Below are 25,288 nucleotides of genomic sequence, written 5' to 3'. Positions count from 1 at the left end.
CAACAGTCCAGCATTCTGGAATCTAGGCGCGGCTCGCTGCTCGAGGGAACCGCAGCGGGAAATAAAACAGGGAGGTAGCGATGACATTGGCGCGATTGATGGGCGGCGCGGCGATCGGCGCGCTCGCCGTGGCAGGACTGTCGAATGCGGCGCTGGCCGCGGCAGGCGACGAGTGCGTGAAAGTACTGGGCTACGAGTGGAGCGGGGAGAAGCAGTCGATGGACCCCGCCGACATGCATTCCGGCGATGATGCGTATCACACGTTCGCGGTCTATAACCGCCTGGTCGACATCGACGACAATTTCAACGTCCTGCCGGAGCTGGCGACGGAATGGGAAGTGTCGGACGACGGCCTCACCTGGACGTTCAAGCTGCGCGATGGCGTGAAGTTTCACAGTGGCAAGGATTTCTCCTCCGCTGACGTGGTCTATACCTTCAAACGCCTGCTGGATGAGAAGACGGGCTCCGGCGCCCGCGCGGTGCTCGAATTCCTTGATCCGGATGGCATCAAGGCGCCGGATGCGCGGACCGTGACCTTCACCACCAAGAAGCCGGTGGTCGAACTGCCGGTGCTCATCAGCAACAAATTCACCAACATCGTGCCGGACGGCGCCAAGCAGGAGGATCTGCGCCTGCATGGCGACGGTACCGGTCCCTTCATGCAGGAGGCGTTCACGCCGAATGCGCCGGTACGCATCCTGCGCAAGAACCCGAACTACTGGGACGCCGGCAAGCCGAAGGCGGAATGCCTGAAGATCACCGTCGCGCAGGAAGCGGTTGCCGCCGTTTCCGCGATGAAGTCGGGCGAAGTGGACCTGATGCTGAACGTCGATCCGTCGGTCATTCCCGCGTTGAAGAACGACCCCTCGGTTGCACTGCTGGAAACCGGCGCCTCCAACTCGATGACGATCTCCTTCTGGGTGGACACCAAGCCGTTCGACGACGTGAAGGTGCGCGAGGCCCTGAAGGCGGTGGTGGATCGGCAGGCGATGGTCGACACCGTGCTGCTCGGGTTCGGGGAGCCAGGCGCGGACAATCCCGTGCCGATCGGCAATCCCGCGTCGTACACCAAGGAAGCGCCGAAGCAGGATTATGAGCTTGCGAAGAAGCTGCTTGCTGAGGCGGGACACGAGAAAGGGCTGAAGTTCGACCTCTACACGGCGGAGGGCGTGCCCGGCATGGTCCGCATGGCGCAGGTCTATGCGGAGATGGCGAAGCCTGCGGGCATCGACATCAATGTGATCGTCACGCCGGCCGAAAGCTATTGGGACGACGTGTGGCTGAAGCAACCGGCCGTGACCTCGGCCTGGTCGATGCGCCCGCCGGGAGAGGGGCTGGCGGTCGCCTATACGCAGAATGCGAAGTGGAAAGAAACGCACTGGGAGCGGCCGGACTATGACGCCCTGCTGCTGAAGGCGAACACGACTGTCGATACGGAGGAGCGGCTAAAACTGTTCCAAAACGTCGGCGAGCTGCTGGCGAAGGAAGGAGGCCTGGTGCTGCCGATGTTCGTCCATCAGGTGCTGGCCTTGCGCAAGGGCTGCGAAGGATACGTGCCGCGCGCGCAGAACTTCAACTTGAACTTTGAGGATCTGGGCTGCAGCAAATAGGCTTGCTGGAACGCGGGCGCCGGTTCTCCGACCGCGCCCGCGTTGTCTTCATGGTGTCGCAGCGTAGCGGGGGATTGCTTTGCCGATTCTAAGGCTTGTCGCCGGCCGCATCCTGCTGTCAATCGTGACGCTGCTGATCGTCTCATTGATCATATTCGGCGTGCTCGAAGTGCTTCCAGGGGACGTGGCCACGCGCATTCTCGGACGGGATGCGACGCCGGAGGCACTCGAGCTCTTGCGGGCGAAGCTCGGGCTCAATGATCCGGCGCCCCTGCGCTATCTGCACTGGCTGGGCGGCCTGTTGTCCGGCGATTTCGGACAATCGCTGGTCTCGAGCCGGCCGGTGACGGATATTCTGGCGCCGCGCATCTACAACACGGTCCTGCTCTCGGCCTATGCCTTCCTGCTGTATCTGCCGCTGACCATCGTGCCCGCGCTGATCCAGGCGATCCGGCGCGACCGGCCGGTGGATCATGGCCTTTCCATCGTCACGCTTGTACTGTTGTCGATGCCGGACTTCCTGCTGGCGACGATGCTCCTCTTCACGTTCGTGGTGCTGGTGCCCGTTCTGCCGGCGATATCGCTGGTCGACCATTCGTCCGACGCGATGGACTATCTGCGCGCCATGACCTTGCCGGCCCTGACCCTCGCGATCGTGATGGCGGTCTATGCCGTGCGCATGCTGCGCGACAATCTGATCGAGGTGCTTGATTCCGACTATGTCCGCATGGCCGAGCTGAAGGGGCTCAGTGCCAGGCGCGTGCTCCTGCGCCATGCCTTGCCCAATGCCCTGGTGCCGACGCTGAATGTCACGGCCCTCAATCTCGCTTATCTCGTGGGTGGAGTCGTGGTGGTCGAGAAGGTGTTCTCCTATCCCGGCTTCGGCAGCCTTCTGGTGGATTCCCTGCAACTGCGCGATCTGCCGGTCATCGAAGCCACTGTCATGATCGCCGCGCTGGTCTATGTCGGCGCCAACCTGATCGCCGACGTCGCCGCCGTGCTGCTCAATCCGAGACTGAGGACCGCGTGATGAGCATGGATCACGCAGCGGCGCCAACTCGCCAATCGGCGCTCAGCCGCTATCGCCTGCTGTGGGGCCAGACGCCGCAGAGCTTCCGCATCGGGCTGGTCATTTTGCTGGTGCATCTGATCGTCGCGGCGACGGGCCCGCTCTGGGCACCCTATGGCTACTCGCAGATGGGGACGGGCATTCCGCTTTCCGGCGCGAGCTGGGAGCATCCGTTCGGCGTCGACCAGCTCGGTCGGGACGTGTTCAGCCGCGTGGTGCATGGATCGCACATCGTCATCCTGCTGTCATTGTCCGGCACGGCGCTTGGTCTTGTGGTCGGCGCCGTATTGGGGCTGCTGTCCGGTTATCTCGGCGGCTGGTTCGACAATCTGCTGCAGCGTCTGCTCGAAGCGTTGATCAGCATTCCGTTCCTGGTGCTGGCGCTGATCGCGATCGCGTCGGCCGGGCCGGAGCTGTCGGGAAATCCCATTCTGGTGGTCCTGGTGGTCGCGCTGGTCTATGCGCCCCGCATCGCGCGCATGGCGCGTGCCGCGGCGATGGACATCGCCACGCGCGATTACGTCACGGTCGCGCGCCTGCGTGGCGAGAGCGCGTGGTCGGTGATGCGCCGCGAGCTGCTGCCGAACGCGACCGGCGTGCTGCTGGTGGAGTTCGCCCTTCGGGCCGGCTATGCGCCGGTGCTGGTGGGCTCGCTGGGCTTCCTGGGATTCGGCCTCCGGCCGCCCACTCCCGAATGGGGACTGATGATCAGCGAGAACCGCGCCCTTATCATCATAACGCCGATCACCGTCCTTGGGCCGGGCCTCGCGCTCGCGTCGTTGGTCGTCGGATTGAACCTGTTCACCGAGGGTTTGGCGCGCATCCTTGGCCGGACCGTCCGGCTCGGTGCGCAATGACCGACACCGTGCAATTGCTCGTGGTGCGCAACCTCACTGTGGCGTACCGCCAAGGCGGCGGCTGGGCCCGCGCCGTGGACCAAGTCAGCTTTTCGGTACAACCGGGCGAGGTGTTCGGGCTGGTCGGGGAATCCGGTTGCGGCAAGTCGACGGTTTCGCTGCAGCTGCTCGGCTATCGGCATCCGTCCACGAAAGTAGAGCAGGGCGATGTCCTTTTCAAAGGACGAAGCCTGGTTACCATGTCGCGTCCGGAGCTCGACAGGCTGCGCGGCGACCGCATCGCCTTCGTTCCGCAGAACCCGACGACAGCACTCAATCCCGGCATTCGCATTGGCGACCAGCTCGTGGAGACGATGGTCGCTCATGGTCGTGCGGAACAGGTGAAGGGCGCCGCTATCGCCGAGGTGCTGAAGCTGGTCGGACTGCCCGCCGATCCCGGCTTCCAGCGCCGCTACCCACACCAGCTATCGGGCGGCCAGCAACAGCGCGTCTGCATCGCGATGGCGCTGGCGTGCGATCCCGACCTGCTGGTGCTGGACGAGCCGACGACCGGGCTCGACGTCACGACCCAGGAGCAGATCGTCAACTTGCTCAGCGACCTGCGCCGCCGCATCGGTGTGGCGATGCTTTATGTCACGCACGATCTGGCGCTGCTATCGCAGATCGCCGATCGCATCGGCGTGATGTATGCCGGACGCATGGTGGAGATTGCGCCGACGCACGAGATTTTCCTGCGCCCGCGGCATCCCTACACGCAGGGTCTGATCGCATCCATCCCTCTTATCGAGGAGCAATCTGCGCGCCGGTCCAGGCCGCTGCGCGGCCTGCTGCGCCGGCGCGAACTGCCGGCGGGCTGCCCCTTCACGCCGCGTTGCGACCACGCGCGCGACCGTTGCGCCTCCGAACGGCAGGAGCTCGAGGCCATCGATAATGGCCGCGCGGTTGCATGCTGGCGATGGCGCGAGATCGCGCCGATTCCCGCCGAAACGTCCGTAGCATCGACAGGCGGTCGTCAGAGCGGGCCTGTGCCCGCCCTCTCCGTCGATGGAGTCAGCGTCCTCTACGGACCCAGAGGACGCGGTTTTCGCGCGGTCGGCGACGTGTCGTTCGACATCAAGGAAGGTGAGGTCTTCGCTCTGGTCGGCGAATCCGGCAGCGGAAAGTCCACGCTGGCGCGCGTGATCAGTGGACTTGTCGCGCCAGCAGATGGCACGATCAGGTTGCGTGGCGACCAAATGGCAGCGAGCGTCGGGGGCCGCAGTCGTGACGAGCGACGCCTGATCCAGTACATCTTCCAGAACCCTGACGCCTCGCTGAATCCGCGGGCCCGTATCGGTGAAACCATTGCGCGCCCGCTGGCCCATTTCTTCGGAATGGATGCGGCGCGTGCCAAGGCGGCGCTCGCAGACGCTCTGCATGACGTGCGGCTCGACGCGTCCTATCAGGATCGCTATCCCGACCAGCTTTCCGGCGGTGAGCGGCAGCGCGTGGCGATCGCACGAGCCCTGGTCGCAAAGCCCGCGCTGCTGTTGTGCGACGAGATCCTGTCGGCGCTGGACGTGTCCGTGCAAGCCAGCATCCTGGCTCTGCTGCAACAGCTCAAGTCCGAGCATGGCATCGCCATGCTGTTCATCTCGCACGACCTCGCCGTGGTGCGCATGCTGGCCGATCGCGTCTGTGTTCTCTATGGCGGCGAGGTGATGGAGATCGGCGCGCGCGAGGCTGTCTTTGCGCCGCCCTACCATCCCTACACGTACAGTCTGCTGCACGCAGTTCCGGTGCCCTTGCGCCGGCCTGACAAGCCCGCGAAATCGCGTGGGCTTGTCGAGCCGAAGCGCGGCGGGGTGGGCTGCGTCTATGCCGGTCGCTGCCCTTGGCAAATCGAGGGAGTCTGCGAGACGGAGCGGCCGCCGTGGCGTGAGGCGCCCGGCGGCATTCGGCTGCGGTGCCACCTCACGTTGGAAGAACTCAGTGCGCGCGCGGGCTGGACGGCAGCACAGGACAAGGAGATCGCGGTATGAAGATCACCAAGATCGAATGCTTCGTTCTGCTGGTGCCGGACTATCGCGCCGACGCCTGCTCGTCCGCGCAGGACGATCTGGTGGTGAAGATCCACACCGACGAGGGACTGGTCGGGATCGGGGAGACCGACACCAATCCCTGGGTTGCGCGCGCGATGATCGAAGCGCCTGGCACGCACATCATGGGCCTCGGCCTCACCGAGATGCTGATCGGCAAGGATCCTACTGATGTCGAGGGCCTGTGGGAGAGGATGTACAGCGGCTCCGCGATGACGGGGCGGCGCGGCCTCGGCATCTGTGCCATGGGCGCGCTCGATATGGCCCTGTGGGACCTGCGCGGCAAGGCGGAGGGCAAGCCCTGCTGGCAATTGCTGGGCGGCGCGCTCAACAACACTATCACGCCATACGCCTCGCTGCTGCCGGAGGGCGACGACCTCGAGACCTACACGCGCATCCTGGTGGAGCGCGCAGTCAAGGCGAAGGAACTCGGCTTTCGCGCGGTAAAGCTAGAGGTCTGCACCAAGGGCCCGTACTCCCACAACTCGCTGCAGATCGAGGATGACCGCGAGATCGCGAAGATCGTGCGTGCCTGCCGCAAGGCGATCGGACCGGAGACGACCATCATGGTCGATGTCGCCTATGCCTGGCGCGACTGGAAGGAAGCCCTCCGCGCCATCGAAATGTTCACCGACGAGGACATCTATTTCATCGAAACTCCGCTGCCCTCCGACGACATCGAGGGCTACGCCAAGCTGGTGAAGGCATCGCCCGTGCGGGTCGCTGCCGGAGAATGGCTGAACTCGCGGTTCGAGTTCCGCGAACTGATGGACCGGGACGCGCTGGACGTGGTGCAGCCGGATGTCGGCCGCGTCGGCGGCTTGACCGAGGCACGCCGCGTCGCCATGGCTGCGCGCGACAAGGGGCTTGCAGTGGTGCCGCATTGCTGGAAGTCCGCCATCGGTATCGCGGCTTCGGCGCACCTGGCCGCTGTCTCGCCCACGTGCACCTATATCGAGTTCCTGCCGCGGGAACTGGCGGACTCCCGCTTGCGCAAAGACCTGTGCAGCGTCGAGCTTCCGGTGGTGGACGGCCGCATCCCGCTGCCGACCGCGCCGGGGCTCGGCGTCACCATCAACGAGGAAGCTTTGACAGCTTATCGCGTGCAGTAGGCAGCAACATGAAAATCGAGTCCGTTGACTTCTTCTATCTCTCGATGCCGGTGGTGACCGATGCCGGCGACGGCAGCCAGGATGCGCTGGTGGTCCGCGTGCGTGCCGGTGGGATAGAGGCCTGGGGCGAATGCGAAGCATCGCCGCTCACCTCGATCGCATCCTTCGTCTGTCCCATGTCGCACGGCGCCTGCCGCCCGGTCGGCACCTCCGTTCTAGGGGCGGATGTCTCCTCGCCCGCCGACATTGCGCGCATCGCCGCGACCATCCAGTGGAACAGCATGGACCTGCTGCAGGCTGCACACACCTGGTCGGGTGTGGAGATCGCGCTCTGGGACTTGCTGGGCAAGAAGCATGGCGATCCGGTGTACAAGCTGCTCGGCTATGAGCGCGCCTATCCGAAGACGCCCTATGCCTCGCAACTCTTCGGCGACACGCCGCAACAGACGCTGGAATCCTGCCGGGCCGCGCGCGAGGCCGGGTTCCGTGCGGTGAAATGCGGCTGGGGCCCGTTCGGGCGCGGCACGCTGCAGGACGATGCCGATCAGCTTGCGGCGGCGCGTGAAGGCATTGGGCCCGACGGCATCCTGCTGGTCGATGCCGGCCAGATCTGGAACCAGGATGTCGACGCAGCCGCCGCCCGCCTGCCGCTGCTGGAAGGCGTGAAAGCGACCTGGCTCGAAGAGCCGTTCAACGGCAGCGCCTACGAGGCCTATGGCGCGCTTGCCGATCGTCCCAGCTCCATGAAGCTCGCGGGCGGCGAGGCGGCGCACAATATTTTCATGGCGAGGCACACGATCGACATCGGCAAGGTCGGCTTCATCCAGATCGATTGCGGCCGCATCGGCGGCATCGGGCCCGCGAAGCAGGTGGCGGACTACGCGAAAGCGAAAGGCGTCACCTATGTGAACCACACCTTCACCTCGCATCTCGCTCTGTGCGCCTCGATCCAGCCCTATGCTGGGTTGGAGGCGCATCGCATCTGCGAGTATCCGGTGAAACCCCAGCCGATGGCGTGGGAGATGTGCAAGACGCACATCGCGCCGGACCGGAACGGCGAGATACAGCTGCCGGATCGGCCGGGTCTCGGCATCGAGCTCGACCTCGCCGCGATGAAGCGGTACCTGGTCGATGCCGAGATCAAGGTGGGCGGCAAATATCTCTACCGCACGCCCGCGCTCGACTGATCCCGCGGCGACCCTCCCTTGACGGGGCTTCGAGCAACCGCCTAGAGTCATCCGGGATGGTAGAACATATTCCAGAATGCTGGAAATGTTCTACCGGATGCCGCTGCCACGGCGTGGGGACGTGTCGATGGGCTTGCTCGCGGGCCAGGTATGCATTGTCACGGGTGCCGGACAGGGGCTCGGCCGTTCCGTCTCGCTCGAGATGGCCGCCGAAGGCGCCAAGGTCATGCTGCTCGAGCGGAATCCGGCAACGCTCCACACCGTCGAAGCTGAGGTCTCGGCTGCCGGCGGCATCTCCAGATCTTTCGACCTGGATGTCACGGATTACGGTGCGTACGGATCGGTGGTCGACAGCATCGTCAGGGAGTTCGGCCGGATCGACGTGCTGGTGAACAACGCAGCCATTAATCCGCCGGCCAGGACGATCCTGCAGGACACGCTGGAAGACTGGCGGCGCACCATCGCCATCAATCTCGAATCCGTCTACATGGGCTCCAAGCTCGTCGCGCCGCATATGGTCGAGCGGAAATCCGGCCGCATCATTCACATCGCCTCGATCCAGGGCTTCGCCTCGAGCGGCGAGGTCGGCGCCTACAACGCGGCCAAGGGGGGCATCATCACGCTGACCAAGTCGATGGCGGTGGAGCTTGGGCCCTACAACATCCTGGTGAACGCGGTGGCGCCCGGTTTCATGTCGACGCCGATGTCGATCATCAACGGCGTCAACGAGACGGAGACGCCCGAGTTCCTCGAATGGTACGTGAAGAAGGGCAAGATCCCGCTGCGCCGGACCGGCTATCCGGAAGACGTCTCGGGTACCGTGATCTTTCTGGCGTCGAACTACTGCCGTTACATGACGGGCCAGCTGCTGGTCGTCGACGGCGGCCTCATGAGCACGTTCTGAAATTACCGGACGCTTGCGCGCCGGAAGCACATAAGGAGGCTAGGGAAGCGCAATGACAGGGAAATGGAGGCAAAGTTTCTCACGGCGAGAGCTCTTGAGGACATCCGCGGCCGCCGGTGCCGGCGTGGCGCTTGGGGGGATGCTGCCGGCGTGGCGCGCGCGTGCGGCGACTGAGCTGAACATGTGGTGGTGGGGCGAGCAGGAACTGCCGGGCCTGCAGGCCTTCGTCGATGATTCGGTGAAGAAATACACGGCGGCAACGGTGAAGCCGATGCTGCAAGACACCGCCGTGGTGATCTCGCAGTTCCAGACGGCGGCCGCGTCCGGCGAGGCGCCGGATATCCAGTTCCTGTGGAACGGCATCTACCATATGGAGAGCGTGTGGCTCGGCTACCTTCAGCCGCTGAACGGCCTTGTGAGTGACGAGGTGATCCAGGCCTCGAACCCGACGCTGCTCAGCAATTTCGGCGGCAACACCTATCGCGTTGGCTGGTATCCACTGCCGATGATCTGGATCTACAACAAGGATGCCTTCGACAAGGCGGGGCTGGACGCCGACAAGGCGCCGCAGACCTGGGATGAGTTCCTGGCGGCCTGCGAGAAGCTGAAATCCGCAAGCATCGCCCCTGTCGGCGGCGGCATCCAGGACGGCTACTGGGGCGAGTGGTATTTCGGCCATGCCCTAGCGCAGAATGTTGACTCCGCTGGCGAGACAATCGGCCTGTTCACCGGTGAGCGCGACTTCCGCGAACCAAAATACCATGAGCATTGGGTGAAGCTCGAAGAGCTCAGGAAGGCCGGCTTCTTCAATCCGGAAATATCGTCGACCGAGCTCTATCCCGGCATCGACCTGATCGTCGCGGGCAAGGTGGGAATGGGGCTCTCGGTCGGCTCACGTGTGCCGGCGGACAGCAAGGCGACCAACGGTCGGATCGGAACGATGGTGATGCCCGTCTATGGCAAGGGCAAGCTCGCGGGCCAGCCGATCTTCGATTCACAGGGGCTCGGCATCCCGGCGAAAGCGAAAGATCCAAAGGCGGCCGCGGCGTTCCTTGAGTATCTGCAGTCGCCGGATCGCCTGAAGGCGCTGCACGAGCTGACCGGCTGGATCCCCGCCAACAAGAACTTCGACGTTTCGGTGCTCACGGATCCGACGGTGCGCGACATGTGGCAGCGGTGGGGCCTGTCGCCAAACATTCCGTATCTTTCCAACCTGGTGCCCGGGCAGTTCTACGAACAGGCATTGCTGCCGACCGCTCAGCAGGTGGTCGAAGGCAAGATCACGGGAGAGCAGGCTGGCGAGCTTGCCTACAACGTCGCCAAGGAATGGCGCGACTTCAACCCCGACATCGTCGAGAACTACCAGAAGTGGGCCGTCGATCTCGGCGGCTGACGCGAGTTGCGGGGGAGGGGGGTCCGGCCGTGTTTGGCCGGCCTCCCGCTTCATCGGCAATCTCTTGCCATGACGTGCGAATGAAGGCGGGGCTCCGGCGGTGAACCAGACATCCAGGTTTGCGCCCTATCTTTACGTCGCTCCGCTGGTTGCGCTTCTGCTGTTCGTGTTCGGCTATCCGCTGATCCGCATATTCGAGTTCAGCTTCAAGATGGTCCGCGGGATCGATGGGCCATGGATCGGCTTGCGCAACTACGAGCTTGTGCTCAATCAGCCGCTGTTCTGGGAGTCGGTCCAGCACAATTTACTGCTGCTGTTAGCCGTTCCTTTCATGGTGGTCTGGTCGCTGTTGATCGCCGTGGTGCTGTACGAGCGGCTGAAGGGCTGGAAGCTCTATCGCGTGGTGCTGTTCCTGCCCTACATCCTGGCGATCCCGATCATCGCCGTGATTATGAAGAAGCTATTCCAGTTCAATGGCCCGGTGAATGAGGTGCTGCGCTGGATCGGACTCGATTTCCTGGCTCTGGACTGGATCGGGTCGTCGGATGTCGCGCTGTGGACGGTCATGATGCTGATCATCTGGCGCGAATCCGCGCTCGGCATCATCCTGTTTCTCGCGCGCATGCTGAGCCTGGATGAATCGCTGATGGAGGCGGCGCGGCTCGAAGGCGCCAATTGGTGGCAGCGCGTGTGGCACGTCATCTTGCCGCAGATGAAAGTGGTCATGGAGTTCTACATCGTGACCAGCATCATTACGATTCTCTCCGCCGTATTCGCGTACGTGTACATGATCGGTGGCGGTCGTGGTGGCCCGGGCACGTCGACCATGGTGGTCGAGCTCTACATCTTCAACGCGCTGATCAGGACCAGCCTGCCGGGAATCGCGTCGGCGGTTTCCGTCATGCTCTTCCTGGTCTCGCTCCTTTTGATCGTGCCGCTGTTCGCGGCCCGGCGGCGCGCCAACGAGGAAGAGACGGCATGAGGGGCGGGATGGCGGTCAAACGGCAACATGGGGTGCGGGTCAAGCCCGACCAGGTGCTCAAGCACGGCATCCTCATCGTCGCCACCCTGATCGCGCTCACGCCGACTTTGTTCATGATCCTGACCTCCCTCAAGAGTCAGCAGGAATACATCTTCAACAAGGTCGGGTTTCCCCAGGAGCTGGTCCTCGACCACTTCCGCAGCGTTCTCTTCGAGAGCGATTTCGTCGCCTGGATGGCCAACAGCGTGATTCTCGCGGCCGGCGCTGTAGCGCTGAGCACGGTCGTGTCCTGCCTGGGAGCCTATGCGATCGCCCGTATGCAGTTCCGCGGTCGCGGCTTGCTGTTCTCGATCAGCACCTCGCTCATGGCCATCCCACCGGTGGTGATGATCGTCCCCTTGTTCGTGCTCTATACTCAATTGTCCCTGATCAGCACCTATGAAGGCGCGATCCTGATCTATGCAGGCTTGATCACGCCATTCTCCGTCTATCTGCTCACCAGCTTCTTCCGGACACTGCCGCGCGAATTGTTCGAGGCAGCACGCATCGATGGTGCCGGCGACCTGCTGATCCTGATCAAGATCGTGATCCCGCTGTCCTTGCCGGCCCTGCTCACGCTGGTGGTGGTGAACGCGCTCTATGTCTGGAACGACCTGCTGATCGCCATCATCTTCCTGCAGGACGACGCCAAGCGGACGCTCATGGCCGGTATCAGCGTGTTTCAGGGCCGCTACAATGACCAGATCCCTCTCACCATGGCCGGCATGGTGTTCGCCAGCGCGCCTATGATCATTCTCTATCTCGCGTTCCAGAAGCACTACATCCAGGGCCTGATGGCGGGTTCCGTTAAATGAGCGGCGATGTCCTCCTGGAAAGTGAATTTCTTCGCGTCACCGTCAGGCCGCAAGTCGGTGCCACCATTACCGCAATCGAGCACAAGCAGCTCGGCTTGTCCGTGCTGGGTACTGTCCCGTGGGAGCCGATGAATGAACCGCTCGACTCAGGAGCGGCACCCGACGAGCACACCTGGCTGACCCGCTACACTGGGGGCTGGCCGCTCCTGTTTCCGAATGGCGGCGATGCCTGCACCTTCAACGGTGTGTTTCATGGCTTTCATGGCGAAGCATCGATCTCGCCCTGGGAAATGGAACCAGGCGTCTCAAGGATGCGTCTCAGCCGTCAGTTCACGAGCGTGCCGGTCCGCATGCAGCGGGAAATCCTGGTCGAGGGAGATCTGGTCACGATCCGGGAGACAGCAGAATCAGAAGGCAACGAGCCCGTGACAGTCATGTGGGGCCATCACCCGACTTTTGGCTCCGATCTGTTGACAGGCGAGTTCGAGCTCGACAGTGGTGCCCGGCGCGTAAGATCGGACGAGGGATATGATCCGCCCGCCAATCCGCTGCGAGCCGGAGCCGTCGGGCGCTGGCCAAGCATCCGGGGCAAAAACGGCATCATCGATCTTCGACGGCCACTTACGGCTGTTGCCGAGGGCCGACTGGCCTGTCTCGCGTATCTGGAGGACTTCGCCGCGGCGTGGATGTCAATCCGGCGGCTAGACAATGCTGTTGCGGTCGCTTTGTCATGGGATGTCGAGCTATTTCCAACGGCTTGGCTTTGGCTCGAGATCGCTGGTACCTCCGAGCCCCCATGGGGTGGATGCACGCGGCTGATCGGGCTTGAGCCCAACAGCACGCCGCTGGCTTACGGCTTAGCCGAGGCGCGCCGCCGCGGCGCGCGATTGCTGACGCTGAGGCGAGGTATACCGATCGAAACGGTAATCCGACTGCATGTTTTCAAGCCCACAGGATGCGTCCGTGGCGTTGCCGGGGACGGGCGTGCATTGGTCTAACGACGACTCGGCGGCGTTCAGGTGGTTGGAATCCCGAACGATCCCCGATGTGACACCGGCACTTCCGTTTATGGCACCTGCCTGCCCCGAGGCAAGAAAAGCCAACACATTATGAGTGTTGAGGCCAGGCCATAAGGATGGATAGCGTAAGCTTATCAGTAGTTTAGCTGCTCGGCTCGACCAGGTCGTCGTAGGTTTCCTTCATACCCGTGGGGCATGCGGGGCGGCCGTGAAAGCCACCTCGGCAGCCGCAGCCGTAGGTGGAAATGGGCGCAACCTGAATTCCGCCGCCTCCTCATGAGAAATCCAGGATTTCCTCAGGAAATTGCCAAGCGAGGGACGGTGAGGACCGATACCTTTCAGCCGTTCTCGATTAGCGAGAGACGACGATGAGGTGCCCGCACGATGAGCAGCTTTGCAAACCCCACCGAAGCGCCGGTGGAAGACTCGCCCTTTGTCCAGTTCTGGAACGAGGTGCTCGCGCACAAATTCATCCGCTTTAAGCACATTCTGGTCGACGGACTGACCCACCATAGCGACGCGATCTTTCCAACACTCCCGGTTCGCGAAGGGGATCGGGTTCTCGACGTAGGTTGCGGCTTCGGCGATACCGCCATCAAGCTTGCACGGCGTGTTGGTCCGACAGGCGAGGTGGTTGGGATCGATTGCTGCGATGCGTTCCTCGACTATGCGCGCAGGGACGCACAGGCCCAAGGGATCGGCAATCTGCGTTTCGTGCGCGGCGATGCCGAAGTTGCGCTGCCGACGGAACAGTTCGATCTCGTTTTCGCGCGCTTCGGTACGATGTTCTTTGCCAACCCTGTCGCGGGTCTGCGCAACATGCGTAAGGCGCTGCGGCCAGGCGGACGAATGGTCCACATCGTCTGGCGCGATCGTGCGGACAATCCCTGGCTCTCGATGGCTAAGGACATCGTGCTTCGGTTCCTGCCGCCACCTGGTCCGGATGCGCAGACCTGCGGCCCAGGTCCGTTCTCGATGTCGGACGAAGCGACGGTGCGGGCCATGATGACGGCGGCCGGATACGGGCAAATCGAGTTCCGCCGGGTCGACGCGCCGGTCCTGATCGGCCGGGACGTCGAGGACGCCATCGCCTTTCAACTCGCGATCGGTCCGGCTGGAGAGGTGTTCCGGGAAGCAGGTCCACTCGCGGAGCAGAAACGCGCACAGATCGAGGCCGCGCTCGCCGAAGCGATCAACCGCCAAAAAATCGGCGCTGATGGAATTGTCATGGACAGTTCGTCGTGGGTGATCAGCGCTATTCAACTCGACCTGCAAGGAGATACCCAATGAATGATCAACTCAGCGCGAAGCTGGTCCTGGACAGACCGGGAAGGGGCCGGGTGTACGACACCATCCTGGAGACGATCGGGAACACACCGCTAGTGCGCATAGGCCGGATGGCGCAGGAAGCCGGATGCCAGGCCGAGGTACTCGCCAAGCTCGAATTCTTCAATCCAATCGCCAGCGTCAAAGATCGGATCGCCGTTTCCATGCTGGAGGCCATGGAAGCTGATGGCACCATCGGATCCGGCAGCGTCATTGTCGAGCCCACCTCGGGAAACACCGGGATCGGCCTTGCCTTTGCATGCGCCGCCAAGGGCTATCGGTGCATTCTGACCATGCCGGACAGCTTCTCGATCGAGCGCCGGAAACTGATCAGGTTTCTCGGCGCCGAGCTGGTCCTTACACCGCGCGAGAGAGGGATCGGCGGCGCGATTGAGAAGGCAAAGGAAATCATCGCTCAGACCGAGAAGGCGGTGATGCCCTGGCAATTCGGGCATCCCGCGAATCCGGAAATTCATCGACGCACCACAGCCGAGGAGATCTGGCGCGACACCAATGGCGTTATCGATGCGGTGGTTCTCGGCGTTGGCACGGGCGGGACGCTTACGGGCGTCGGCGAGGTGCTGAAGGCGCGCAGGCCTGAGGTTCGGATCATCGCGGTCGAACCGGAAAAAAGTCCGGTGCTTTCTGGCGGCACCCATTCCCCCCATATGATTCAGGGTATCGGCGCGGGGTTCGTGCCGGACGTTCTCGACACGACACTCATCGACGAAGTCCTGCTGGTCAGCAATGAAGAGGCAATCGATACGGCCCGCAGGCTGGCTCTGCTCGATGGCATTCCTGCAGGCATCTCGTCGGGCGCCGCCCTCGCCTGCGCCCTGCGGATCGCCAAGCGGGAAGATATGAAGGGACGAACCGTTGTGACTGTTTTGCCAGATTGTGCGGAGCGCTATCTGTCCACGGTTCTGTTCGATGGCTACGGCGATGCCTGAGGCCCGCATCCCTCGTTCAACGATCCTTGAGCCGACATGGTATAATCATATTCGCCAAGGTCGACGGAAAGCCGGTATCGGGCAGCGGGAGAGGGCAGATGGGGCGCAAGCTGACGACCATACTCGCCATGGACGTGGTTGGTTACAGCCGTCTCATGGAGATCGACGAAGCGGGGACGCTCGATGTGCTGAAGGTCACCCGTTCCAGTATCGCCGATCCCGCCATCACCCGGTACTCCGGCCGCACCGTCAAGCTGATGGGCGATGGTACGCTGGTAGAGTTCTCCAGTGTGGTCGACGCTCTGCAGTGCGCGGTAGACATCCAGCGCGAACTCGCCGCCCGCAACAGCTCTGTCGGTGAGAAGCATCGGCTGCAGCTGCGCATCGGGCTCCATCTCGGCGATGTTATCGTTGATGACAGTGACATCTATGGAGATGGAGTGAACGTGGCGGCGCGGCTTCAAAGCATCGCGGAGCCAGGTGGAATCGTGCTCTCGAAGCAAGTCTACGACCATATCGGCACCAGGGTGCCCGTTCGGTTCGTTGCTTTGGGCGAGCAGTCCGTCAAAAACATCAGCCGACCCATCCAGGCATACAGCGTCGAAGTCACGTCGGCCGCTACGCTCCCCGAGGTCATCCGCTTCAGGGAATTCGAGCTGGACACCGCGCGGTTCGAGCTCCGGCAGGCGGGTGAACGCGTGCCTGTCGAGCCCCAGGTATTCGATCTGCTGGTATTCCTGGTGCGAAACAGCGATCGAACAGTAACAAAGGACGAAATCTTTACCGCAATCTGGGGCAACAGGATCGTGTCCGACGCGGCGCTCAGCAGCCAGGTCAAGGCCGCACGCAAGGCGGTCGGAGACGACGGCATCGCGCAGCATACGATCGCAACGGTGCATGGCCGCGGCTTCCGTTTCGTCGCGCCAATCGAGAACGCTCAGTCGACGACTGCCGTCGTAGAAGGCGCCAAGCAACACGCAGTGGCAATGCAGCAAGCGCTTGCCAAGAAACCCTCCGTCGCAGTCTTGCCGTTCGCAAATCTCAATCGCGATCCCGCCGAGGACCATTTCGCCGACGGTATCACGGAGGATATCACCACGGCCCTGTCCAAGAACCGATGGCTCACGGTGATCGCCCGCAACCCGGCATTCGCCTTTCGTGGCTCGAAGGAGGGCATCAGAGTCATCGGGGACAAGCTGAATGCCGATTATCTTGTGACCGGGAGTGTTCGCAAGGCCGGCACGCGCTTCCGCATCACGGTGCAGCTGGTTGATTCCGGAAACGAGCAGAGCGTCTGGTCTGAACGCTTCGATCGCGATGCGATCGACATTTTCGAGCTTCAGGATGAGATCTCCGAGACGGTTGCGGCGCGTCTCGAGGCGGAGCTCGGCCTCACGGAACAGAGAAAGGCCGAGCGCCGACCGCGCAAGAACCTGGGCGCGTGGGATCTCTACCAGCTGGGTACGGCGGAGTTCTACAAGTTCACACGCGACAGCAATCTGAGATCCCAGGAGCTGCTGCGCCGAGCGATCGAGCTCGACCCGAGCTTCGCCAGCGCGCACTCGCGGCTGGCTTATGCGATCGTCCTCAGCATGGTCTATTTCGACATAGCTCCGGACCAGGCCCGGATGGACGAGGCTTTGGCTGCAGCGGAGCGCGCCATCGAACTCGACGATCAGGACGCAAATAGCTACTTCACGATCGGCCGCGTGCACCTCGCGCGCCGCGAGTACGATCAGGCGATCGAGGCGCTGCAATACGCCCAGGAGCTCAATCCTTGCCTTGCGGTCACCTATTGCGGACTGGGGGACTCGCTCGCTTATGAGGGACGGCTCGATGAGGCAATCAAGCAGTTCGAGATTGCCATCCGGTTGAGCCCTCACGATCCTTTCCGATGGGCCTTCTACTCCTACCGATCACTCGCTCATATCTTCCGCAGTGAGTTCGAGGATGCCGCGTCATGGGGGCGCCGGGCGGTCCGGACCCCCAATGCGCAATACTGGGCCCGCGCCCACCTGGTCTCGGCGCTGGGGCATCTCGGCGATGAGCGGCAAGCGGAGACTGCACTCAAGGAACTCATCCAGGTGAAGCCGGAGTTCTCGATCGGTTTCGCAAAGGAGCATCTATTCTACGTCAAGCGGCCCGACCAAATCGAAATCTATATGGAGGGACTGCGCAAGGCCGGAGTCCCATGACCATTGATGTTCCGATCCGTGCCTCCGAAACGCGTCCTGGCACCTTTCAGCCTTGAGTTGCTTTGGCGCCAAGGCCGCCCCTGGCACATTTCTGCCGAGCTGACGCGAGTAAGGAGGGTCAGCTGTCGGAGGCCCGCCCGACTTATCGCATACCGAACGGCGCGGCCTCGGCCTGATGCCTTCCGCAATGGAAACTATTCGAGCTCGATCTCGCCATCGATGACCAAAGTCAGGCTGGTCTGGCCCAAGGTCAACGTGACCTTGGCCGGCAGCTTCTCCTTGCCCGTCAGGCTGCCTTTCGAAAGCGCCTCCCGCACCGTGTTTTCCATCTCGCGCTGCGCGGTGATTCCGACTTTCTTGAGAAATCCCCGCACGCTCATGTTGAAAACATCCTCGTTCATGAGTCCCTCCGTTCGGATCCAATCCGCTGAAGAGTAGGGCTGGTGACCGGCACGAGTCACGGCTTCGTTCATAGTTCAAGGCTGCATCACCTGGAGCCGCCCATCAGCCGTTCGCAGCGGGCATCCTTGCGAGCCAAAAGCGCGATATCATTCGACGGCCGTTCGGCTCGCTCATCGAGCCGCCGCCACTCGGCAGGCCTGCTTCGCTTCCTGAGGCCTCAATCCCAGCGGTTTGCGTTCTTCGGGAAACCGGGACGCTGTACCCGTACAACGCAGAAACGCTGGCCTGTGGGCGCCTGCATCACCACCCAACGCTCCAGACGGTCGACCACTTTGGCGCCGAGCTTCTCCAGGCGCGCCACTTCAGCAGGGATGTCGTCTGTCTCGATGTCGATGTGGACCCGGCTCTCGTGGTCTACACGCTGGATCTGTACGATGACCTCGTCCGGCGGAGTCTCCAGCATGCGGTAGTTGCCGCGGCTGCCAGGATGATTGTGGTCCACGGAACGCCCGAGCGCCTCACCCCAGTAGCGGGCGGCCTCGTCCACATCGGAGGTCTTGCAGTCTATCAGCACGGCGCAGAAGCGTGAATGATGCATATCGAGTGCCTCCCTTGCAAACGCGTTGAGCTCATCTTCCGAGGATAGCAGGTCAAATACAATAACGGTCCCTGTATTGCCTTTCACGGACAGGTCTGGCGCCATGCTTCGGCGATATGCGCTTTCAAGGGCGCTCGTCGCGGGGCGGTTCTCCCGGGCCATGCTCCCGGGCGATCAAATCCTCGATCCATAGCGACTCTTTCCCATCGACGGGAACGCGTGTCGACTGCAAGGGTCTCGTCCAGTTGCACGCTTGCGGGTGAAAAAAGACGTGTCGACCGCCCTTGGCCAATACTGCGAAGAAAAGATAGCGCTGCCCAAGCTGAAAAAAGAACTCGCAGTCCATTCGCGCGTAAACATCCATCAGCTCGACGGTGCGGGTGAGCTTTTCATGGCCTTTCCACACGCGCTCGACGTCAACGAGCCATAAGTGATGCTGTGCCTGGACGATCTTGCCGGTAAACACATATTGGGCGCGGTCGAAGCCGGCTTCGGGGGAGATGGGGCCGCATGAACACGCGTGTGCGCTCTCAGCGCTCCACATCCAGCAGACCACCAATACGAGGAGCCCCGTCAGAATCTTCATTGGACCTCCTAGCAACGAAGGGACGGTCCTATCCAAGGCCAAGTGTCCCCTCGACACTCCACATGTCAAGCACCAGTGGCAAGCGCCGTGATGCGTCCATCGGCGGACCCCGAGAGCGTCTCAGCCGCAGATCAGTGCGACGCCAGCGCGCGCCAGTTTTTCGAGCTCTTTGCGCGGCTCGCCAGCGCGGGCGCGAACCGCGAGCGAGTGCATGATCGCGGAGGCGATAAGGGCGAGCGCCTTCGGGTCGGCTTTGGGCGCGAGCTCACCGCGTTTCCCGGCCAGCTTGAGGCGATCCTCGATGACGGCGTCAAAGGCCTGCAGGCTGCCGCGCAGGAGATCGCGCACAGCGGCGCGGCTGACCGCCTCCGTGGTCGCGGTGCCGATCAGGAGGCAGCCGCGCGCGGCGCCGCCGGCGAGATAGGTGTCTATCGATTTGCGATAGATTGTGGCGAGGCCCTCCCGCAGGGACTTCGCGGGGTCGAGCGTGGCGCGCATCGCGTGCACGCTCTCGTCGCGATAGCGCGCCAGCGTCTTCAGATAGAGCGCTTCCTTGTCGCCGAACGCGCCATAGACGCTGGGGCGGTTCATTGCCATCGCGGCGCTCAGCTCGTCCAAGGAGCTCGCTTCGTAGCCGGCGGACCAGAACACGTCGCGTGCGCTGGCCAGGGCCTTGTCCGGGTCATAGGCGGGCGGGCGGCCGCGCTTCCTGGGGGTTTCGGTCATTTTGTACTGTTCCGAATAAAAGTCTTGACTCGCGGATCTATTATGCGGAATAGTATAAAAATAGCAAGATGAGGAGGAACCACCCATGAAGCTCTACATGCATCCCGGCGCCTGCTCGCTGTCGCCGCACATCATCGCCAAGGAACTGGCCCTACCGGTCGAGCTCATCGCCATCGACCGCAACACGCACCGGACCAGCAGCGGCGAGGACTTCCACCGCATCAACCGCAACGGCTATGTACCAGTGCTGGAGCTGGAGGACGGGGCAACGCTGACCGAGGGGCCGGCGATCGTGCAGTTTCTCGCAGATCTGAAGCCGGAAGCAGGCCTGGCGCCCAAAGCGGGCACGGTCGAGCGGGCGCGCGTCCAATCGTGGCTCAACTTCATGACCTCTGAGTTGCACAAGCCGATGGTGCTGCTGTTCCGGCCGCCTTATGCGCCGGTGAGGAGCACGCTGTTGGAACTAGTCGAGAAGCGGCTCGGCTGGGTGGCGAGCGAGATGGTCGGGCCTTATCTGACGGGCGACACGTTCACGGTCGCGGATGCCTACTTCTTCGTCATCCTCAACTGGTCGCCGTGGCTGGAGATCGACCTTGGCCGATGGCCGACGCTGAAGGCGTTCATGGATCGCGTCGGCGCGCGGCCCGCTGTTCAGAACGCGCTTGCGGCCGAGGGCCTCGCGCCGTTTGGCGATGAGCACACGTTCTATGCGCCGCCCGCGATGGTCACGGCAGAACGCCAGGCGGCGCGCTCATGACCGGCGCCGCGACCGAAGCGGTGCTGCGGCGGTTCAACGAGGTGTTCCTGTCGCACGATCCGACGGTGCTGAACGAGCTGGTCGCCGATCACTGCGCGATCGAGAACACCGTGCCGGCGCCCGATGGCTCGCGCCACGAGGGACGCGAAGCCTGCATCGCGCTGTGGAGCCAGATCGCGACCACGCCCGGCACCTGGTTCGAGCTCGAGGACGTGACAGTGCTGGGCGATCGCGGCATCATCCGCTGGCGCTATCACTGGGGCGAGAAACAGTCCGTGCGCGGCGTCAATCTGATGCGCGTCGAGGACGGTTTGATCGTGGAGGCGCAGGGCTATGTGAAAGGCGGTCCATAGCGCGCAGGCCCTGCAGCCATGGCCACCACGCGGCTTCCATCACTTGGCCCCAGAAGCGGAACGGATCGCTTATCGCGAGCAGGCGATCGAACGAGAACGGCATCGTCTGGATGCTGATCCCGATGAACTCGGACTCGTCTTGGCGGCGGCGATAGATAATGTCGATGTCCGCGTTGGGCAGCTGGCCATGCGCGCGGATTTCCTCGACATCGCGGTCTTCCATGGCTGGCATCGGATTTCTCCCGTGCATCCTCGTCATCGTTAGTCGCTAGCTTGTGTCATCGCTAGGGGCTGTTGGAACCACCCTGCGCTCAGCTCACCCATGGCCGTCCGCACGCCTCGCTTCTTCCTCCCCAGCGGGGAGAGGGGACTCCTCTTGGGGAGGGCTGTTCTCATATGTGGTAGCCCGCTCACCGCGCGTAGCCGATAGTGCGCAAAGCTTCTGCGATTTCGTCGAGGATTGCCGGGTCGTCGATCGTGGCGGGCATGTTCCATTCCTGCTTGTCGGCGATCTTCTGCATGGTGCCGCGCAGGATTTTGCCTGAGCGCGTCTTGGGCAGGCGCTTGACGACCACGGCGCTCTTGAAGGAGGCGACCGGGCCGATTCGCTCGCGCACCAGCGTGACGACCTCCGACACGATCATGTGTTGCGGGTTCTCGCATCCCGCCTTGAGCACCAGGAAGCCGATCGGCACCTGGCCTTTCAGATCGTCGGCGACGCCGATCACCGCGCATTCAGCGACATCGGGATGGCTTGCCAGCACCTCTTCCATGGCACCGGTCGACAGGCGATGGCCGGCTGTGTTGATGATGTCGTCGATGCGGGCCATGATGTAGAGGTAGTCGTCCTCGTCGCGATAGCCGGCATCCGCAGTCAGATAGAAACCCGGGTAGCGCTCCAGATAGCTTTTGAAGAAGCGCTCCTCCGCCCGCCACAGGGTCGGCAGGACGCCGGGCGGCATGGGTAGCTTGCAGACGATGTTGCCGATATCGCCGGGTTTCACTTCTTTGTCTTCGTTGTTCAGCACGCGAACATCCCAGCCCGGCACCGCCTTGGTGGGCGATCCGTGCTTCACCGGCAGTTGCTCGATGCCGATGCAATTGGCGGCGATCGCCCAGCCGGTCTCGGTCTGCCACCAGTGATCGATCACCGGCACTTTCAGGTGCCGCTCTGCCCATTCCAGCGTCGCGGGGTCCGAGCGCTCGCCGGCCAGGAACAAGGTGCGGAAGCAGGAGAGATCGTATTTGCCGATCAGCTTGCCGTCCGGATCGTCACGTTTGATGGCGCGGAAGGCGGTGGGCGCGGTGAACAACACCGAGACCTTGTGCTGCGCGATCACGCGCCAGAAGGCGCCCGCATCGGGTGTGCCGACCGGCTTGCCTTCGTAGAGCACGGTGGTGCAGCCATGCAGCAGCGGCGCATAGACGATGTAGGAATGGCCAACCACCCAGCCGACATCGGACGCGGCCCAATAGACTTCGCCCGGCTTCACGCCATAGACGTTCGACATGGTCCATTTGAGCGCGACGGCATGACCGCCATTGTCGCGTACCACGCCCTTGGGCTGGCCGGTCGTGCCGGAGGTGTAGAGGATGTAGAGCGGATCGGTGGCGGCGACCGGCACGCAGGGCTGCGGCGTGGCGTCGATCTGCGCCTCGTACCAGTCGATGTCGCGCGGCCGCGTCAGGGCCGCCAGGCATTGCGTGCGTTGATAGATGATGCAGTGGTCGGGCTTGTGGTCCGCCATCTCGATCGCGGCGTCCAGCAGCGGCTTGTAGGCGATGATCCGACCGGGCTCGATGCCGCAAGAGGCGCTGACGATGACTTTGGGCGTGGCATCGTTGATCCGGGTAGCCAACTCCTTGGCTGCGAAGCCGCCGAACACCACCGAATGGATGGCGCCGATGCGGGCAGTGGCGAGCATCGCGATCACCGCCTCCGGCACCATCGGCATGTAGATGATGACGCGGTCGCCCTTGGCGACGCCGAGCCGCGTGAGCGCGCCGGCGAAGCGCGCAATCTCGTCACGCAGCTGCCGGAAGGTGTAGGTGCGGACCGTGCTGGTCAGGGGGCTGTCGTAGATCAGGGCAGGCTGGTCGCCGCGCCCGCCATCGGCATGGCGATCCAGCGCGTTGTGGCAGGTATTGAGCTCGGCATCGGGAAACCAGCGATAGAAGGGTTTGCGGCTGTCGTCCAGCACGCGGCTCCAGCGCCTGGTCCAGTCGATCCCGGTCGCGGCCTCGGCCCAGAAGCCTTCCGGCTCTTCGATCGAGCGGCGATAGATCTGGGCGTAGGTCTCACCCATGGCGTCCTCCCTGATTTTTCGGCCATCCTGCGCCCAGGGAGGCCCGGCGCTCAAGGGACAAGGCGCCACTATGGTAAAGGCGCCTTGAGCGACTGGCGGCCACGCCCCGCCGTTAGACAAATCTTTACCAGCCACCGGAATGATCGCAGGTGAGGGAAGCCGCACGATCAGCGGCGCAGCCGGGTGACCGGGATTCGGGGCGGGGGTTGCGGCGCCACGCGGCGATCAATGGAAGGGCGGCGATCGAATGTCGGCGAAGGAGCAATCAGCTCAGCGACCCAGCGCATCGACGAGCCGGCGCGAGCGCATAGCCTTGATCACGGCCGCTGTGGTCGGCATCGTGCTGGGCGCAGCCAATCACTACTGGTCACTCCATGCCATCGGCCATTCGCATCCCGCCGGCATGGTCATGGACTTCGCCGTCGGCGGATATGTCTGCCTGCTGCTCATGCTGATGCAGCGCAGGCTGATCCTCGGGACCGTCATGAGCGTGACGATCGTGCTTGGTCTCTACGCGGCGTCGCTGGCGAAGTTCGAGGTCATGCAAGCGGCGGCTTCGTTCTCCGACCTGCTGCTGCTCGATGATCTCTATATCCACTATGCCGCCGTCGGCGGATGGCCGCTGGTCGCCGTGCTCGTGGCGACCGCAGCATTTTTGCTCGCCTTTGTCCTGAATCTACGCCGACCCTCGACGCGGGAGGCGATGCTGTTCGTGCCGCTCCTGATCTACGCGCTCGTCTTCTCCTTGAAGATGTTCGCGCCAGCGGCAATGGCGGCCGGCCCACTCAATGTGCGGTCCAACTATACATGGTATCCGCTTGCCGTGGTGCGCGGCCATTGGGGCTATTTCTTCGAGAGCGGCCTGGCCTTTGCCGAGCGGCGCGAGCGCTATCTCAGCCTTAAGGCCTCGGTCAAGCCGGAGGCCGGCTTCATCGGCTCGACGCTGACGCAGGTCGCGCCGCGCAACGTGCACGTCATCGCGCTCGAGAGCTTCATCGATCCGTTGAGCATCCCCGGCGTGACGGTCGCGCCGGAGCCGCTGGCGCCCTTGTTCCAGGAATGGCGCCGCAATGGCGGCCTGGCGGCGGTGCAGCCGGTCTATGCCGGACGTTCGCCGGACGGATTGTTCGAGATACTGTGCGGACTGCCGGCGACCTTGGACGAAAGCGCCATCATATTCTCGCACATGACCTTGCCGACCATCGACTGCCTGCCACGCAAGCTGGCGGCGCTCGGTTGGCGGACGGAAAGCTGGGTCCCGGTGCCGCCCGAGGAGTTCACCTACGACCAGGCCTATGCGCGGATCGGATTCGAGACCCGCATGTTTGATCATGACGTCGACATGTCGGATCGCGACGGCGAGACCCTTTCGGCGGAATCGATCCTGCGGCAGAACCTCGAGCACGTGAAACAGGGCCTCCGTTCCGGACAGCCGCTGTTCAACCACGTGTTCGTGACGGCCGGCCATTTCCCGTTCCTGCTCGACACCAACAAGCGGCCATATCGGATCGGCGTCCAGCCGAACGCGAAGATCCTCGCCGCCTACGTCAATTGCGCCTACTACACGTCGCACGCGGTCCAGTCCTATGTCGACGAACTCAAACGCATCGATCCGGACGGCATCATCGTCATCCTGGGCGATCATCCGCCGGGCTTGCCCGGCGTGCCGAAAGGCGTCGTCTATCCGCTGCCGATCGAGGCGCGCTACGACGTGCCGTTGATCATCCTGGATGGAGAGCGCGGCGCGATCGACCTCAGGGGCCGGGTTCCAGGCTATGCGATTCCCGGCATCGTTGCCGACCTGCTGACCAACGGCGCCTATTGCCGCAACGGCCAGTGCGATCACCAGCGGCCAATCGCGGCGCGGCCGCTGCAGCAGGGGCTGCTCGCGATCGAGCAGAGGTCCGGCCGCATCGTCGATTGCGCGAAGCAGGGCGCGAGTGAGGTCTGCCGGAACGCGCAGCATTTCGCCGACAGCGCAAAGCTGGCGCTACTCGGCTTCCTCGGCTTCGAGTAAGCCAGCT

Annotated in this window: 23 protein-coding genes; 18 read left to right on the top strand and 5 right to left on the bottom strand. The window is 63.2% G+C overall.

The window, feature by feature from the left end:
- The first annotated feature begins 80 nt into the window (after positions 1-80).
- The 14 genes from DTX69_RS25040 (at position 81) to DTX69_RS24975 (ending at position 17,536) form a co-directional block, all read left to right on the top strand.
- Positions 81-1,610, top strand: a complete 1,530-nt coding sequence (locus DTX69_RS25040) for an ABC transporter substrate-binding protein (protein ID WP_284736056.1) — start codon at positions 81-83, stop codon at positions 1,608-1,610.
- Positions 1,611-1,689: 79 nt separating this feature from the next.
- On the top strand, positions 1,690-2,640 hold the full coding sequence (locus tag DTX69_RS25035) for an ABC transporter permease (protein ID WP_119304320.1): 951 nt from the start codon (positions 1,690-1,692) through the stop codon (positions 2,638-2,640).
- Positions 2,640-3,536, top strand: coding sequence for an ABC transporter permease (locus DTX69_RS25030; protein WP_284736055.1), 897 nt, complete (start codon positions 2,640-2,642; stop codon positions 3,534-3,536). Before DTX69_RS25035 ends, DTX69_RS25030 begins: the two co-directional genes overlap by 1 nt.
- The gene (locus DTX69_RS25025) at positions 3,533-5,557 is read left to right on the top strand and encodes a dipeptide ABC transporter ATP-binding protein (protein ID WP_119304319.1); all 2,025 of its coding nucleotides are present in this window, start codon (positions 3,533-3,535) and stop codon (positions 5,555-5,557) included. Before DTX69_RS25030 ends, DTX69_RS25025 begins: the two co-directional genes overlap by 4 nt.
- Complete coding sequence (locus tag DTX69_RS25020; RefSeq protein WP_119304318.1) at positions 5,554-6,726, top strand: mandelate racemase/muconate lactonizing enzyme family protein; 1,173 nt, start codon at positions 5,554-5,556, stop codon at positions 6,724-6,726. Before DTX69_RS25025 ends, DTX69_RS25020 begins: the two co-directional genes overlap by 4 nt.
- A gap of 8 nt (positions 6,727-6,734) precedes the next feature.
- Complete coding sequence (locus DTX69_RS25015) at positions 6,735-7,913, top strand: mandelate racemase/muconate lactonizing enzyme family protein (RefSeq protein WP_119304317.1); 1,179 nt, start codon at positions 6,735-6,737, stop codon at positions 7,911-7,913.
- Positions 7,914-8,040: 127 nt separating this feature from the next.
- Positions 8,041-8,817 (top strand): SDR family NAD(P)-dependent oxidoreductase, encoded by a 777-nt coding sequence (locus DTX69_RS25010; RefSeq protein ID WP_162917540.1) that lies wholly within the window; start codon positions 8,041-8,043, stop codon positions 8,815-8,817.
- 94 nt (positions 8,818-8,911) lie between these two features.
- Positions 8,912-10,210 (top strand): ABC transporter substrate-binding protein, encoded by a 1,299-nt coding sequence (locus DTX69_RS25005; protein WP_162917539.1) that lies wholly within the window; start codon positions 8,912-8,914, stop codon positions 10,208-10,210.
- Positions 10,211-10,310: 100 nt separating this feature from the next.
- Positions 10,311-11,192 (top strand): carbohydrate ABC transporter permease, encoded by an 882-nt coding sequence (locus DTX69_RS25000; RefSeq protein WP_119304314.1) that lies wholly within the window; start codon positions 10,311-10,313, stop codon positions 11,190-11,192.
- Positions 11,193-11,200: 8 nt separating this feature from the next.
- Positions 11,201-12,046: a carbohydrate ABC transporter permease gene (locus DTX69_RS24995; RefSeq protein WP_162917538.1), complete on the top strand. Its 846-nt coding sequence runs from the start codon at positions 11,201-11,203 to the stop codon at positions 12,044-12,046.
- The gene (locus DTX69_RS24990) at positions 12,043-13,044 is read left to right on the top strand and encodes an aldose epimerase family protein (protein ID WP_119304312.1); all 1,002 of its coding nucleotides are present in this window, start codon (positions 12,043-12,045) and stop codon (positions 13,042-13,044) included. Before DTX69_RS24995 ends, DTX69_RS24990 begins: the two co-directional genes overlap by 4 nt.
- A 405-nt stretch (positions 13,045-13,449) precedes the next feature.
- Positions 13,450-14,355, top strand: a complete 906-nt coding sequence (locus DTX69_RS24985) for a class I SAM-dependent methyltransferase (RefSeq protein ID WP_119304311.1) — start codon at positions 13,450-13,452, stop codon at positions 14,353-14,355.
- Positions 14,352-15,341, top strand: a complete 990-nt coding sequence (cysK, locus tag DTX69_RS24980; protein ID WP_119304310.1) for a cysteine synthase A — start codon at positions 14,352-14,354, stop codon at positions 15,339-15,341. The genes DTX69_RS24985 and cysK overlap by 4 nt, the downstream gene beginning before the upstream one ends.
- 98 nt (positions 15,342-15,439) lie before the next feature.
- On the top strand, positions 15,440-17,536 hold the full coding sequence (locus DTX69_RS24975; RefSeq protein WP_119304309.1) for a winged helix-turn-helix domain-containing protein: 2,097 nt from the start codon (positions 15,440-15,442) through the stop codon (positions 17,534-17,536).
- A 194-nt stretch (positions 17,537-17,730) separates the two neighbouring features.
- Here the strand turns inward: DTX69_RS24975 and DTX69_RS24970 are convergent, their stop codons facing one another.
- From DTX69_RS24970 to DTX69_RS24955, 4 genes are all read right to left on the bottom strand, one after another.
- Positions 17,731-17,937: a DUF6494 family protein gene (locus DTX69_RS24970; protein WP_119304308.1), complete on the bottom strand. Its 207-nt coding sequence runs from the start codon at positions 17,935-17,937 to the stop codon at positions 17,731-17,733.
- Between the two features lie 218 nt (positions 17,938-18,155).
- Positions 18,156-18,536 carry a VOC family protein gene (locus DTX69_RS24965; RefSeq protein WP_119304307.1) on the bottom strand — a complete coding sequence of 127 codons (381 nt, stop codon included), beginning with the start codon at positions 18,534-18,536 and terminating at the stop codon, positions 18,156-18,158.
- 124 nt (positions 18,537-18,660) lie between these two features.
- The gene (locus DTX69_RS24960; protein ID WP_119304306.1) at positions 18,661-19,122 is read right to left on the bottom strand and encodes a hypothetical protein; all 462 of its coding nucleotides are present in this window, start codon (positions 19,120-19,122) and stop codon (positions 18,661-18,663) included.
- Between the two features lie 120 nt (positions 19,123-19,242).
- Complete coding sequence (locus tag DTX69_RS24955) at positions 19,243-19,848, bottom strand: TetR/AcrR family transcriptional regulator (protein ID WP_119304305.1); 606 nt, start codon at positions 19,846-19,848, stop codon at positions 19,243-19,245.
- An 85-nt stretch (positions 19,849-19,933) separates the two neighbouring features.
- On the opposite strand from DTX69_RS24955, the gene DTX69_RS24950 reads away from it, so the two are divergent.
- From DTX69_RS24950 to DTX69_RS24940, 3 genes are read left to right on the top strand one after another with little or no spacing between them, the layout of a single operon-like run.
- Positions 19,934-20,605, top strand: coding sequence for a glutathione binding-like protein (locus DTX69_RS24950; RefSeq protein ID WP_119304304.1), 672 nt, complete (start codon positions 19,934-19,936; stop codon positions 20,603-20,605).
- Positions 20,602-20,958 carry a nuclear transport factor 2 family protein gene (locus DTX69_RS24945; RefSeq protein WP_119304303.1) on the top strand — a complete coding sequence of 119 codons (357 nt, stop codon included), beginning with the start codon at positions 20,602-20,604 and terminating at the stop codon, positions 20,956-20,958. Before DTX69_RS24950 ends, DTX69_RS24945 begins: the two co-directional genes overlap by 4 nt.
- A gap of 43 nt (positions 20,959-21,001) precedes the next feature.
- A complete protein-coding gene (locus DTX69_RS24940) occupies positions 21,002-21,223 on the top strand; it encodes a hypothetical protein (RefSeq protein ID WP_119304302.1) in 222 nt (73 codons plus the stop codon).
- A 145-nt stretch (positions 21,224-21,368) separates the two neighbouring features.
- Here the strand turns inward: DTX69_RS24940 and DTX69_RS24935 are convergent, their stop codons facing one another.
- A complete protein-coding gene (locus DTX69_RS24935; RefSeq protein ID WP_119304301.1) occupies positions 21,369-23,264 on the bottom strand; it encodes a propionyl-CoA synthetase in 1,896 nt (631 codons plus the stop codon).
- Positions 23,265-23,577: 313 nt separating this feature from the next.
- Between DTX69_RS24935 and DTX69_RS24930 the strand changes: the two genes are divergently transcribed.
- The gene (locus DTX69_RS24930; RefSeq protein WP_162917537.1) at positions 23,578-25,281 is read left to right on the top strand and encodes a sulfatase-like hydrolase/transferase; all 1,704 of its coding nucleotides are present in this window, start codon (positions 23,578-23,580) and stop codon (positions 25,279-25,281) included.
- The last annotated feature ends 7 nt before the right edge of the window (positions 25,282-25,288 follow it).

The sequence above is a fragment of the Dongia deserti genome, assembly GCF_003574735.1.
GTDB classification, from domain to species: domain Bacteria; phylum Pseudomonadota; class Alphaproteobacteria; order Dongiales; family Dongiaceae; genus Dongia_A; species Dongia_A deserti.
Note: the sequence above shows the minus strand (reverse complement) of the source record. Positions and strands in the feature narration are given on the sequence as shown.